Annotated in this window: 9 protein-coding genes; 3 read left to right on the forward strand and 6 right to left on the reverse strand. The window is 43.6% G+C overall.

The features are described 5' to 3' along the window. Positions 1-4 precede the first annotated feature (4 nt). Positions 5-1,915, reverse strand: a complete 1,911-nt coding sequence (locus FLAVO9R_RS02865; RefSeq protein WP_232370564.1) for an agarase — start codon at positions 1,913-1,915, stop codon at positions 5-7. A gap of 131 nt (positions 1,916-2,046) precedes the next feature. Between FLAVO9R_RS02865 and FLAVO9R_RS02870 the strand changes: the two genes are divergently transcribed. After that, complete coding sequence (locus FLAVO9R_RS02870) at positions 2,047-3,024, forward strand: transposase (protein WP_159528600.1); 978 nt, start codon at positions 2,047-2,049, stop codon at positions 3,022-3,024. Positions 3,025-3,289: 265 nt separating this feature from the next. On the opposite strand, the gene FLAVO9R_RS02875 is transcribed toward FLAVO9R_RS02870, so the two are convergent. The 3 genes from FLAVO9R_RS02875 to FLAVO9R_RS02885 form a co-directional block, all read right to left on the reverse strand. Continuing rightward, positions 3,290-4,267: a hypothetical protein gene (locus tag FLAVO9R_RS02875; protein ID WP_232370565.1), complete on the reverse strand. Its 978-nt coding sequence runs from the start codon at positions 4,265-4,267 to the stop codon at positions 3,290-3,292. A gap of 179 nt (positions 4,268-4,446) precedes the next feature. After that, entirely contained in the window at positions 4,447-5,832 is a 1,386-nt protein-coding gene (gene cysG, locus FLAVO9R_RS02880; protein ID WP_159528602.1) for a siroheme synthase CysG, read from the reverse strand. A gap of 124 nt (positions 5,833-5,956) precedes the next feature. Next, positions 5,957-7,723 (reverse strand): DEAD/DEAH box helicase, encoded by a 1,767-nt coding sequence (locus FLAVO9R_RS02885; RefSeq protein ID WP_126873180.1) that lies wholly within the window; start codon positions 7,721-7,723, stop codon positions 5,957-5,959. A gap of 216 nt (positions 7,724-7,939) precedes the next feature. On the opposite strand from FLAVO9R_RS02885, the gene prsT reads away from it, so the two are divergent. Beyond that, on the forward strand, positions 7,940-10,717 hold the full coding sequence (prsT, locus tag FLAVO9R_RS02890; RefSeq protein ID WP_159528604.1) for an XrtA/PEP-CTERM system TPR-repeat protein PrsT: 2,778 nt from the start codon (positions 7,940-7,942) through the stop codon (positions 10,715-10,717). A gap of 116 nt (positions 10,718-10,833) precedes the next feature. Here prsT and FLAVO9R_RS02895 read toward each other — a convergent pair whose 3' ends face one another. Both FLAVO9R_RS02895 and tolC read right to left on the reverse strand, forming a co-directional pair. Continuing rightward, entirely contained in the window at positions 10,834-11,676 is an 843-nt protein-coding gene (locus FLAVO9R_RS02895; protein WP_159528606.1) for an ion transporter, read from the reverse strand. Between the two features lie 258 nt (positions 11,677-11,934). Beyond that, the gene (tolC, locus tag FLAVO9R_RS02900; RefSeq protein WP_159528608.1) at positions 11,935-13,302 is read right to left on the reverse strand and encodes an outer membrane channel protein TolC; all 1,368 of its coding nucleotides are present in this window, start codon (positions 13,300-13,302) and stop codon (positions 11,935-11,937) included. A 292-nt stretch (positions 13,303-13,594) separates the two neighbouring features. Here tolC and nudF point away from each other — a divergent pair, with 292 nt between their 5' ends. Then, positions 13,595-14,221 carry an ADP-ribose diphosphatase gene (nudF, locus tag FLAVO9R_RS02905; protein ID WP_159528610.1) on the forward strand — a complete coding sequence of 209 codons (627 nt, stop codon included), beginning with the start codon at positions 13,595-13,597 and terminating at the stop codon, positions 14,219-14,221. Positions 14,222-14,256: the final 35 nt, after the last annotated feature.

The raw sequence follows: 14,256 nt of genomic DNA on the forward strand, positions 1-14,256 counted from the left end.
TACTTTACTCTTGGTTGAATCTTTCTGGATATAGGGTTCTATTAAATTCCCTGGCACTGTCCACCAATTCTTTATAAGGTATATCGGTTACCGAAACAAAGCCTACGTTATAGTTTTCGCCATCGAAAGCCCTGCCAGTAATCGGTGAGTCGACATATTGGAACCAATGTGCGCCCACCATGTTAGGGTGGTCTGCTACAGATTGCATATATTGCTGATACATTTTTGCTCTATCTTTTAGATCTGCCGCGGCAACTAAGCCTGGGTGATATAAACCCGAATCAGTATTCGTTCCAATATGGAATTCACCAATAATGCTGGGTAAGTCTATGTCTTTTATAAAGCTCCATTGAGAAGGTTGTACACCCTCTTTGTAAATATTGAAACTTAAAACATCGCTATAACGTACTGCCGCAGTAATGGTTTCATCAGGCATGCCCCAGCTTGCCATACGCGCGCCCATGTACAAATGATTAGGTAAAGCCTTTTCAAGTGCGCTATGTACAACCTTAAAATATTGGTCGGATAGCATTTCGAGCATCATCGACAAATCCTGCTCAAGCGATGAAGTGTCGTGCTCTGGTTGCCAGCTATTATCCAGGTCTTGCCAATTCGTAAATGAGGTTTGCCAACCGTTATTTAATTCACTTATTGAAGCATACTTTTGCTTTAACGCTTTAACAAATGCGGCTTTCGCGGGGCTTGTTTCAATAGGTTTAGAAAGTGCATCCAAGATAAGCCCATAACGATGTTCAAGGCTTCCCTCTGTACGACCCCAGCTTTTCTCATTGTCAACAAATACACCAATACACCACGGCGATGACTGAATTTCATCAGCAATTTGAGTAATTGTCACATTTGCTCTGCGCACAAACTCAGGATCAAATGAATCTGGCATAGAGCCCCATACATCATGTTTAGAGCTTAAGGTTTTAAAGTCGCCAATTATCCAGCCATTTGCGAAATAGGGTACTTGCTGATTGGGGTAAAAAGCAGGGTCTACCCAGTTGCCCATTGAGGTGAACCCCCAATCTTGGAATCGGTCTAGGGTAACTTGTTGCCACTTTTCTTCGTATGCCTTCGGGCTCGGTTCGCCGTATCTGCGCTCTAAGTTAGCCCGGTAAAAACTAAAAGTTTCTCCTGAGGTTAATGGCCCGTGATGTACTGAGCGCCGATAACTATAGTGATCGGCAAGTTCATCATCATAGTTCGGAAGCCATTCAAACATATCATGGCGTACATCAGATGCCACAAAACGGGTGTCCCTTACCTCATCTGAAACTTCTACAATACCCATAGAGTCTTCTGGGGTAACGGCTTCAGGGTCAACATAGCGTACCGATTCATCTTTAAAATCTATGCCAGTAAGCGTGGTTAGATTGGCCATACGAACGTTTGACAATCCGTTAGAAAAGAACAGGTAGCCATCTGGATCGACTAACCACCATTTACCCTTCATTTCATGGGTGCGAAAATACCCAGTGGCTTCTAATTTAGGGCCATCCTTCCAGCCACCAAATCTTGAACGGTCGGGCAGGGGGCTTGACGCGTTAAGCCGGCTTAACTCGGCATTCGCTTTCTCTTTTAACTCAGCTTCAGAGTGAACCTTTAGGGGAAAGTCGTGTTTAGCACTTTGGCCAAATTTATCGACAATATTTTTCCGATAATCGTTAGTGTATTCAGGGTTCTCTCGTAATCTGATGTTATCCACAAGAAGCTGTTTGCTAACCATATTATCTCGGGTGAATAGGCGCAGTTCTTTCACCGAACTTAAGTCAGGTGTGATAGTACCTATTCGAAAATGCGCCATTTGTTCGTCGCTCTGCCACGCTTCCATGCGCGAGCGTTTGTAGCCTAGGTCGGTATCTAGCACCTTGCCTTTTAGTACGAAATAGTAACTAATTAAGACAGGCACAATTAATTAATGAGAAGTAATTAATGAGACAGGCATAACACGCGGTATCAAAACTGTACCTCAGTACACTTTCTTTAATTTGGTTAGTTATTCACACTGTTAAAGGAGTAAACCAACGTTAGAAAGTCCTGATGCCAAAAGCCAGAAAGTCGCAAATTAGTTTATTGGATACGCCATATTATCACTGCGTTTCTCGCTGTGTACGCCGCGCATTCTTATGTGGTGAACAAGACGGCAAAAGCTTTGAGCATCGTCGTCAATGGGTGGAAGACCGAATTCATACCCTAAGTGAAGTGTTTGCTATTGATGTATGCGCCTATGCGGTGATGAGCAATCATACGCACGTGGTGCTGCATGTTGCTAAAGATAAGGCGGATGCATTTACCACAGAAGAAATAATTCAACGTTGGCACAAGTTGTATAAAGGCACCTTGCTCACACAGCGCTACCTATCCCCAGAGTTATGTAAAGACTTGCACGAAACACAGATTAAAACGGTAGAGGAAACAGCAGTAGTCTGGCGCAAGCGGCTGATTGATATCAGTTGGTTTATGCGTGCTCTCAATGAGTATATTGCCAGAGCTGCCAATAAAGAAGATGACTGCACCGGGCATTTTTGGGAGGGGCGATTTAAGTCTCAAGCGCTATTAGATGAATCGGCCCTTGCAGCTTGTATGGCCTATGTCGATTTAAACCCAGTACGGGCAAAGATAGCGAAAACGCCAGAGACCTCTGCTCATACGAGTATCCAATATCGTATTAACGCCGCCAGGGTAGGTAAAACGCCCAAACGACTCATGCCTTTTGCGGGGAGCCCGAAACAAAATATGTTCCAGGGTTTACCTTTTACCCTCCCAGATTACCTTCAGCTTGTCGACATAACTAGCCGGTATATCCACCCAAACAAACGTGGGATAGTCGAACACAGCCTGCCTACCATCCTAGAGCGCCTCAATATTGAACACGAACAATGGCTAATTTTAACCACGCAATTTGAAACCTGCTTTAAACATGCCGCTGGCAAAGTGATACACCTTGAACAGTATGCCCACAATCAATATCAGCAACGGGTTCAGGGGCGACAAAGTGCTAGGCGGTTACTGGGATAGCGTTGCGCCTGAACAGCTAGATCTATTGCCACTTCACGCGAGTGAAGGAATAAATACCGTTAAGTTAAAATTAGACTTACGCTCACATCCACATTTAATGACAATCTCCAAAACAGATAAATTTATCTGCATCAATAACCTAGTTCAGAGTCGTCAAGCATGCCACTTTTCCATTTCTTAAGGTGCCTGTCTTGTTACAGTAGCATTCTGTATTCTACCGAGAGTGCGCCTTTTTGCATTTAATGAGGATGATTTTTACCCGATACTAGTCAATATGTTCAACTTGATAGCGGCCGGTGGATATATAGCGTTTAGTATCATCAGAAATATCACCAAAGCGAATAAGTGCGGGGCCTGTTGGATCAAATAGCACGTAAGTTTTACCTTCAATCTCTAATTTTTCATCGCTGTTGATGGCATTAATATCTACACCTAACAAGGCATGGTGAGGTAAAAATATCATGACTATATGAGCGGTTGGCAGAAATGCGCGCACTAACGCGCCAGTGAGTACAGCTTTGCTGTCACAGTCTCCCCTATTTTGCGTCAATAGCCCTAGAGGTGGCGCGAAACCCGAACCATTACTAGCCACTCGGTCTTCCAGTGTGTCGTAAGGGATAGTTTGTATCCATCCAAGTAATAATGTTAAGTATGCACGGTTATTTTCCACTCGACCGATTTTGTCGTAAAACGCTTCTGAGATAGGTCGCATTGCTTCGTAGGTTTGTGCAATATAGCGAAGATGGTCGGGTTTAACCGCTTGCTCGTTAAATAATGTAGTGAATCGAGTGTAGTAGTGTTTTTCGAGGTAGTCGTTATAGGCAGTTCGTTGCACGTCTTTTAATTGGCTAAGTATCTGGTCGCTCATGTTGGGCTTGGTCGATTTAACACTAATGGTGATGTCATCGTTTTTTTGCTTTACTGAAACAATCGCCTCGCGGGGATTTATCTTTTTTGCCTCTTTCATCAATGAGACAGTCACGTACCGCTGAGCTATGTCAGGTTTATAGTTAGCCTGTGTGGTAGGGGCTACATGTAATGCTTCGCTCGGCAACGAAAATTCAACGTTTTGCTCGGCCCCGTCAGCATCTAACCAGCGATACGTAAATTGAATATCACTAGGCGAAACCGATTTCTGAAAAGAGAGTTGTGACGCGTAAGTATTAATAGGGTAAATACAAAGCAGAAGCAAAATGAAAAGTAGTGGCAATATAAATGAAGTGAGAACAGTCCTAGTCAGCAATTGTGCTTGCTTACTAGCATTATTTATTTGCGTCTTTATTGGAAACGTACAGCTTAATGCTACTACCAATTTGCTAATGCCAATTTGTGGTCAACCGATTATTTCAGTATGCGTATGGATGAGCAAATTGCAACAAAATCGTTAAGACGTTTCATTGCTACTTTGGCTAGCTAGCTGGTTTAGTCCCCAAACCAATTCAGCTGTTTATGTAAACTCACCACAGTGCCTACGATGATTAACGTTGGTGGTTTTAATTCTGACGTAGCAGGCTTTAGCGTGATATCGCTTAGCGTGCCTGTCACCACTACTTGGTTTTCAGTGGTAGCCGACTGAATAAGGGCAATTGGCGTATCTGGGGTAAGGCCATTTTCAATCAGTTTTTCACAGATAATGGGTAAGCCAGTTAATCCCATATAAAACACGATGGTTTGGTTTTTATGCGCTAACGACTGCCAATTCAAATCAATCGTACCGTCTTTTAAGTGGCCTGTAGCAAACACCACAGATTGAGCATGATCTCTATGGGTTAGAGGAATGCCTGCATAGCTTGAAGCGCCATTAGCTGCGGTAATACCTGGTACAACTTGAAACTCTATTCCATGTTGAATAAGGGTTTGAATTTCTTCGCCGCCACGACCAAAAATAAACGGGTCTCCGCCTTTTAAGCGCACCACTCGGTTACCTTTTTTCGCTTCATCAACCATTAACTGGTTTATGTCATCTTGCGGCAAGCTATGGTTGCTCTTCGCTTTACCAACGTAAATCTTTTCGGCATCGCGGCGAACGAGTTCTAAAATCTGTGGCGACACCAATCTATCGTAAACCACCACATCGGCTTTTTGCATTAGGCGCAATGCGCGAAAGGTTAATAAATCAGGATCGCCAGGGCCTGCGCCAACTAAATAAACTTGACCTTGAACTTGGTTATTTTCAGCCGCTGCCGTTAGCGCAGTCTCAAACGCCGCATCGGCTTTACTGTCTTGGCCTTTTTCAACCATTTCAGCTATATCACCGTCTAACACGTCTTCCCAGAAATATCGCCGAGCAGTAACACCATTCAAAGATTGCTTTACTTTTTCTCTGAATTTTTCAGAGAAGGCACCTAGTTTACTTAAATTAGCGGGCAATACGGTTTCTAGTTTTTGGCGTAAATAGCGCAATAATACGGGGGCTACGCCGCCACTGCTCATAGCAATTATGATAGGGGAACGGTCTACAATAGAAGGGGTGATGAATTGGCAAAGTGGCGTGTTATCAACCACATTTACGAGCACTTTTTGTTCGCGCGCTAAATCGTGAATAGCTTGATTGGTTTCAGATTTATCGGTGGCGATAAAAACCATGTCTTTATCGGTTAAATCGCTGTCGATAAATTCCCGTTCAATAAGCGTTACTTTCTCGTTTTTAGCCAAACGTTTTACGGTGTCGCAAGCCCACGGCGCCACCACAGTGATGGTGGCAGGAGTTTTCATGATGAGCTCAAGTTTGCGGGCAGCGACTTCTCCAGCGCCAACAATTAAACAGCGAAGAGAGCGAGCATCTAAAAATAGGGGAAAGTAATCCATTAAGGGGCACATAAAAAAAAGAACTAACGCTATTTTGCGCTAATTCTTTTTATTTATAAACAACGAAATCAGCCTTTATATTCACTAATGTTATATAAAGGTGAAATTTACTTGTTTTTCGTTCTTATGACTTGCGACGTGCGCGATTATCACGGCTACGGTTTTCACCGCGGTTGTCGCCTCGTTCACGCTTTGCTGGTGGTGTGTCTGACCATTCGCGAATAGACAAACGCTGACCCGCTACGCGAGTACCTTGAAGCTTGTCTTTAGTCTCTTTTGGCATGCCTTCCGGCAAATCAACAGTACTGAAGTTATCATAAATTTCGATAGCACCAATGTGCTTAGAATCCATGTTACCTTCGTTTGCGATTGCGCCAACGATATTACCAGGCTTAGCACCGTGTGTATGACCTACGTCGATACGGAAGCGCTGCATACCTGCTTCTGGCTTACGACCAGTGCGAGGTGCTCTAGGCTTACGTTCACGACCGTCACGGCCACCATCTCTGCGGTCTCCACGAGGTTCACGGCTGTCACGAGGTGGCTTGCTGTGAAGGTCAGGGCGGTCGCTTTCTTTTAAGATAAGCGGCTCATCACCTTGTGCAATCTTAAGCAATGCTGCCATTAGCACTTCAGGAGAAGCTTCAGCTTCTTCTTTAATCATCTCAACTAATGGAATAAGTGTTTCAATGCTGTCATCTTGCGTAGCTTCAATAACAGATTGCTTGAAACGGCTTAAACGCGTTTCGTTGATTTCACTAATTGAAGGAATTGGCATAGCTTCAATTGGCTGCTTAGTCGTTTTCTCGATAGAGAAAAGCATACGCTTTTCACGATGCGAGATGAAAAGGATTGCATCACCAGTACGACCTGCACGGCCTGTACGACCAATACGGTGAACATAAGATTCACTATCGTAAGGTACGTCGTAGTTGATAACGTGGCTAACACGTTCAACATCAAGACCACGTGCAACAACATCAGTTGCCACTAAAATATCGATGTTACCTTGCTTAAGTTTATCAACAGTGCGCTCACGAGCGTTCTGAGGAATGTCACCATTTAGCGGTTCAACATCGTATCCACGTGCAGAAAGTTTATCAGCAAGTTCAACAGTAGCTGTCTTAGTACGCACGAAAATAATCATGCCGTCAAAACGCTCTACTTCCATGATACGTGTAAGTGCCTCAAGCTTATGATGAGGCGCTACTTGGCAGTAACGTTGACGAATAGTACTTGCAGTACTTACCTTAGACGCAATTTTTACGTGCTTAGGATCTTTAAGATAACGCTGAGTAATCTTCTTGATTGGACCTGGCATAGTTGCCGAGAACAACGCCGTTTGGCGTTCAGCTGGCGCGTGGCTCAAAATAAGCTCAACGTCATCAATAAAGCCCATGCGTAGCATTTCGTCGGCTTCATCAAGTACGAGGAATTTAAGTTCACTTAAATCCAACGTTTTGCGTTTGATATGGTCGATAACACGACCTGGTGTTCCTACTACAACTTGAACGCCGCGCTTAAGCTGGCGAATTTGGTTGTCGTAAGATTGACCGCCGTAAACAGGCAGTACTTTAATTTTATGGCTGAAACTAGCGTACACTTGGAACGCTTCTGCTACCTGAATCGCTAATTCGCGAGTAGGTGCTAGTACCAGTAATTGCGGCTTACGTTGCTCAGGATCGATATTTGCCAACATTGGAAGGGCAAACGCTGCGGTTTTTCCTGTCCCTGTCTGGGCCTGACCGAGTAAGTCGTGACCTTCAAGCAGTAATGGAATACTCTCGGCTTGAATAGGTGACGGTTTCTCGTAGCCAACTTTTTCAAGGGCTTGTAAGATAGGTTCTGGTAGTTTTAGATCTTTAAATGTCATGTCGACAGTTGTTGTCATTAAGGGTCCTGATGCTTTAAGTAAGGAGGGTGCGGCATACTGTAGGACGCCTTCAAACGTCGGAGTGTGCTCGCGGTATTGCAAAAAACGTTATTATATTCGAATAATGGTCAGGTTGCCACGAAATTGCACAATAATGACGAAAAAATGCACAATTGATAGTGTAAACTTCGGGTATACCTCGAAATTCAAATGATGTAGGGCAAAGGAACGACAATGAATAAGAATTACCCACAGCAGATTTTTAAGCGATCTACCATTGCTGTCCTGCTTTTGAGCAGTCTGTTAGGTGGATGCGGTGATAAGTCGATAGATGCTCACCTAGAGGACGCTCGTGCTTATGCACAAAATCAAAATAATGCTGCTGCAATCGTTGAATACAAAAATGCCATTCAGGTAGATCCTGATGCAGCGGTACCCCGTTTTGAGTTAGGTAAATTATACCTTCAAAATGATAATTATGTGTCAGCTGAAAAAGAATTAAATAAAGCGTTAGAGCTAGGGCACCCAGCCAGTGATGTCATTCCTTTACTCTCTGTGGCCTATCAACAATCGGGAGCGGAAAACGCATTAGGGGAAGTTGATTACCGCGCAGAGGGCATGACCGCCGTAGAATCTGCCGAAGTGGGTTTTTATAAACTTCAAGCCTTAGTGCAGTTGGAAAAACTGACAGAGGCAGAAGCGCTACTCGGTGATTTGCTTACCCTCGATACCCAGTCTGTGTATAAGGGCTTAATCGAAAGTTACCAATTTGTGCTTGTAGAAGACTATGCACAAGCACTTATCGCCACGGAAACACTACGAGAGCAAGCACCAAGCAACAAAGATGTTTTACTACAGCTTGCCCGCCTTTATCTGCTAGAACAAAAGCAAACAGAGGCCATTGATGTTTACGAAGATTACACTAAAGCCTTTCCTAAAGACGTGACCAGTAAATTCGCTTACGCTGCTTTGCTAATAGAGCAACGCGATTTAGCACGTGCTGAGCCAGTGGTGGATGAACTATTAACGCTGAATGAAGCCCATCCATTGCTTAATACGTTTAAAGGCATTATTGAATCAGCTAATGGTAATCATGCAAAAGCCTTAGCGCATTTGGAAACCGCAGTGCAAAATGGTCGTAACGATCAAGTGGTGCGATTGGTTGCCGGTTTCAGCGCATATCAAATTCAAGATTTTGAAGCGGCCCAACGACACCTTACTATGGTGGCATCACGGTTACCTGAAAATCACCCAGGCTTAAGAATGCTGGCAGACAGCATGTTGCAACTGGGTGAAAATGACGAAGCCCTTGCCGTATTAAACCGAGTAGAAGGCGGTACGACCACAGACGCAGCGTTATTTTCAAAAGCGGGGTATCAATTACTTCGTGAAGGTAACGTGCTTGGTGCTAAACAAATGGTTGAAAAAACCGAAGCGGTTGTGGATACCTCTCCAGAAGACCTCGCCCGTTTAGGCGTGCTACAACTTTCATTAAACGATGTGACCGGGTTGGTAAATATTGAAGAAGCGGTTCAACGAGCACCAGAATCTACAGCCTCTCAAAATACTTTGCTGCGCGCTTACATCGCTACTGGGGAGCTTGAAAAAGCCAAAGTTGCTGCCAACGAATGGCGTGACCAAGCGCCAAACAACGCCTTGCCGTTGGTTTATCTAGCCAGCATTGCAATTGTTCAAGAAGAGTTTTCTAACGCGGATGAGTTACTTAATAGTGCCGAAAAACTAGACGGCGTTGAAAAAGAAGTCGCGTATGCAAAAGTTAAGTTATTAATTGCCCAGAAGCAGTTTGCAGATGCTATCACGCTTGTGAAGTCTCATATAAAAGACAACGCTTCTGACGTGCAAGCGTTAACGATGTGGTATGCCCTAGAAGCACGAGATAAAAATGATGCGGTAGTGGTTGATTACTTAGAGAAGCAACTTACAAAGCAATCAGACAATATTGATTTGCGTTTATTATTGGCGCGTATTTATTCGAGAATGGGTGAAGTAGCCAAGAACAATAGCTTGCTAGCCTCTGTGGATGGTGATGAAAGCACCCCAATGGCGTTTTGGAATTTAAAAGGCCAAGGGCTGATTCGTGCAAACGAAGTTGGAAAAGCTAAAGCGTTGTTTGAACGTTGGGTTGAGTTTTACCCCCAAGATAAAAACGCGGTATTGGGCATGCTGCTTATCCTAGATTCTCAGAACAACTACCGCGACGGTTTAGCGCTTACTGAAAAAGTATTGGCGAAACGTCCGGATGCCCAGATTAGTCTATTAAAAGCGTATTTCCATGCCATGATGGGGCAAAGTAAACCGGCATGGGAGGTTATCAATAATACCTCTGATGAGGTACAAGCACTGCCATTCGTACGCGGTATTCTTGCAAGACTATATGTTATCGATAAACAACCAGAACAAGCATTGGAACATGCAGAGGTGGCTTATGATGCTACGCCTAACTCAGACATGGCCTTGTTGATGGTAGCCATTTATGAAATGACAGGTAAGCAAGCCGAAGCATTTTCATTTCTTGAAAAGCATGTGGATAACACGCCAAACGATGTACGCAGTGCCATGCTATTAGCTGAACGCCAAATTGGTATCGACAAGCAAAAAGCTATAGCAACCTACGAAACTATTTTGACTAAAACCCCAGATAATTTTGTGGTGTTGAATAACTTAGCGTTTTTAAGTTTTCAAAATGGAAACTTAGATAAAGCTGAAGCCATGGCGAGAAAGGCCGTATCTTTACAACCTGAAAATGCAGATTCAGTAGATACGCTCGCACAAATACTGATTGCCAAAGGTGATAAAGAAGCCGCCCTTACGCTGTATTCAGATATTGCAACTCGGCCTATATCGAACGAAGAGGTTTATCTTAATCACGTAGAGCTGTTATTGCAGATGGATAAAAGTGCGTTAGCTAAACGCCGCCTAGCAAGTAGAGCGTTCGAAAAAGAAGTATCACTTAAGCGTATAGAAACGCTAAAAGCGCGCTTCGGGTTATAAAAGGGTTTTCGTTACCATAAAAGCTAATAGCCAAACTAAAGCTAAGCTAATAAAAACGAAAAAAGCGCCTAGGTTATATCTTCCCTGGGCGCTTTTTTATTGGCTGTTAATTATTACTACAGGTTATTGTTTTTCGAACTTGGTTCGAGTTTGGCCTTAATAGCGGTGAGCTCTGCCATTACGTCTTGTAGTGTAGGTTCACAATGGCCTTCAGCTTCTAATTCTGCTCTTAGCAGTGCTTCCTTTTCTTCCCTGGCTTTTTCGTTCTCACGCTCCATCACGTTTACCACAATACCAATCACCATGTTCAAAAAGGCGAACGCAGTAAAGAAGATAAAGGTTAAGTAATACACCCAGCTTAGCGGATAAACCTCCATGGTTTCGTACATAACATCGGTCCAATCTTCGAACGTCATTACCCTGAACAGCGTAAGCAACGAAATAGTGATGTCGCCCCAAAGCGTTGGGTTGATATCGCCAAACAAAGTGCTGCCAACCGCGGCGTATATGTAGAAAATGATAAACATGAGCAACATAACGTAGCCCAGTTGAGGTAATGCTTTTACCAGCGATACTAACAGTATGCGAAGTTCTGGAATGATAGAAATCATCCGCAGCACTCTAAATACCCTAACTAATCGTGCAATCAAGGCAAGTTCAGCATCATCAGCAGGAATAAGGCTAATGATGACAATTAAGGTATCGAAAAGATTCCAGAAGCTTTTAAAGAAATCTCGTTTTCGTCGTTCGGCTAAAAAGCGAATAGTAATTTCAGTTAAGAAAAATGCGCTGATAAACCAATCTAGTAGCAGGGTAACACTGCCAAAACCGGCGGGCAGTTCATAGGTTTTGGCGCCAACTAATAACGCTGAGATGACGATAACGCTAACCACAAAGGCTTCAAACCATTTATTAGCGCGAATGCGTTCAAATCGACTTTGTAACTCAGAAGCTTGCATGTTTTTCTTTGCTCACATTACAAACAAATAAGCGCTGCCAATCATTTACGATAAATAGGCTTATTTAGGGATAATAAAAAAAGGGGCAACATCATGGACGATGCATTGTGCTTGATGCAAGTAAAATTGTATTACCGGCTTAAAGTGCCTGCCATTATGTTCTGACATTATATCATTTACAAAGAAGGCGGCTAATGCCGCCTTCTTTAATCACACTGGTTAAATCGCCAAGTTTTATTCAGTTTGTGTTGCCGATGACTATTCAGTGTCTTCCAAGGGCTTTAAGCCGCGGTTGATAATCGCCACATCTTCACCGGTTAAGGTACCAGCCGCTTGCTTTAAGGTAACAACCGATTGAATAAAGTCGTAGCGCGCGCCAGATAAGTTGTTGCGTGCATCAAACAAATTACGGGTGCTATCAAGTACATCCACAATAGTACGCGTTCCTACATCAAAACCCGCTTCAGTTGCTTTTAATGCACTGTTAGCTGAAACCACAGACTGTTCAAGGGCGCGAATGGTTGATATTGACGCTTTTACGTTATTAAACGAGCTGCGAATAGACTGTACGGTTTCACGATACGTTTGTTCAGCCGCTTGGCTGGCAGAGACGTAAAGGTATTTCGCTTGGTCAGTTTGCGAGCTTACACGGTGGCCAGAGTAAATAGGTACTGACACTGATAGGCCAATTGACTGGCTATCAAGGTAAGGCGTTTCGTACTGAATAACTTGCGAGTCTACGTCATTTTTCGAGCGACCAACGCTTGCCGATAAATCAAGGGTCGGTAAGTGGCCTGAACGGGCAGCCGCGATATCTTCTTTAGCAATATCCATCGCTAAACGGTCAACCAACAATGCTAAGTTTTTATCTTGCGCTGTTTCTAACCAGTTATCGACTTTCGCAGGCACTGGCATAGTGGCAGAGAACGTTTCTTTATCTAAGCCAAACAAGCGGTCGTGGTATTTGCCGGTGATCACACGTAACGCTTCAAGGGCAAATTCTAGCTGGTTTTCAGCCTGAATCTCTTGGGCGACAGTACTATCATAATTAGCTTGTGCTTCGTGAACATCGGTAATAGCAGTTAGACCAACTTCAAAGCGCTGACGAGTTTGTTCTAACTGACGTTCAATGGCACGTTTTTCTGCATTAACAAATTCAACACTGTCTCGTGCACGCAATACATCAAAATAAGCAGTAACCGTACGTACAATTAGGTCTTGCATGCTAGCGGCTAATTGCGCATCGCTTTGTTCTGCCACTTTTTCGGCACGATCTAAGCCAACCCAGTTTGCGTGGTCGTACAACGACATAGACAACGAAATACCGTAATCGATATTGTCATTGTCTGTCTCAAAGGTGACTACTTGTAGGTCGTCTGCGTTAGTACCTAATGTCTGTGCACTCTCTGTGGTAGAGGTGGTGTATGACACGGAGCCAGAAATTTGAGGAAGAAGGTTTGCACGACTAATGCTGATCCCTTCAAATGCAGCATCACGCTGCGCTTTCGCTTGGTTTACCAAAGGGTCATTGGCCAGTGCTTGTTGATACACTTGCGTCAGATCATCGGCAAGGGCACCGGTTGTTACTGAGAAACCGATTGCCAGCGACAGAAGTTTTCGATTCATGCTTACGTCTTCCTGTTATGTCTAGATGAGTCTAAGTGACTGCTAATAATTATAAATAATATGTGAAGTGTATAAATTTTATTCGTAAACCGAAACAGTACAGTCGTAACAGTATTGCTTTAACTGTAACAGAATATGTGATCGACCTTGTTCATCGACAAGTATTCACATTTATCTCAGAAAATTCGGTGTTAACTTTTTATGCTTTCGTCCGCGGTTAGGGCGCGTATACAAAAGTTGTATGTCTATGTACTATGCATGATAAATCGTTTCAAACCAAAAGTGTCTGCAGATGAGCAAGAAAATCCTTTCATTTACCTCAAACGACGTTGAAATCACGAGTGTAAAACCGGTTTATCGTGGTTTTTTTACCATGCAAGAATATCTGTTTACGCACAAATGCTTCGACGGCACCCATAGCGGTACAGTGAAACGAGAGTTATTTGAACGCGGTCATGCTGTAGGCGTATTGCCCTACGATCCTGTATTGAAAGAATTTGTGCTTATTGAGCAATTTAGAATAGGGGCGTTGGCGACATCTTCAACCCCTTGGTTGATAGAAATAATTGCGGGCATGATTGACGAAGGGGAAACCGAAGTAGACGTATGTCATAGAGAGTCGATGGAAGAGGCCGGTATTGAGCTTGAAAATCTCACTAAAGCAATGAGTTATTTATCTAGCCCTGGGGGCACGACCGAACGTATTCACATCTTTATTGCAAAAACCAATGCAGAAAAAGCCCACGGCATTCACGGATTAGAAACCGAATCGGAAGATATTAAAGTTCATAGAGTGCCTGAAGCAACAGCCCTTGAATGGCTGGAAAACGGCCATATAGACAACGCTGCCGCAGTAATTGCGCTACAATGGTTCTTTATGAACAAATCCACGCTAATGGAGCAATGGAAGATATCGTGACACAACGTACCCACAGAAAATACGTCCCTCATCTA

The organism is Alteromonas sp. 38, from assembly GCF_902506055.1.
In the GTDB taxonomy this organism is placed as follows: Bacteria; Pseudomonadota; Gammaproteobacteria; order Enterobacterales; family Alteromonadaceae; genus Alteromonas; species Alteromonas lipotrueae.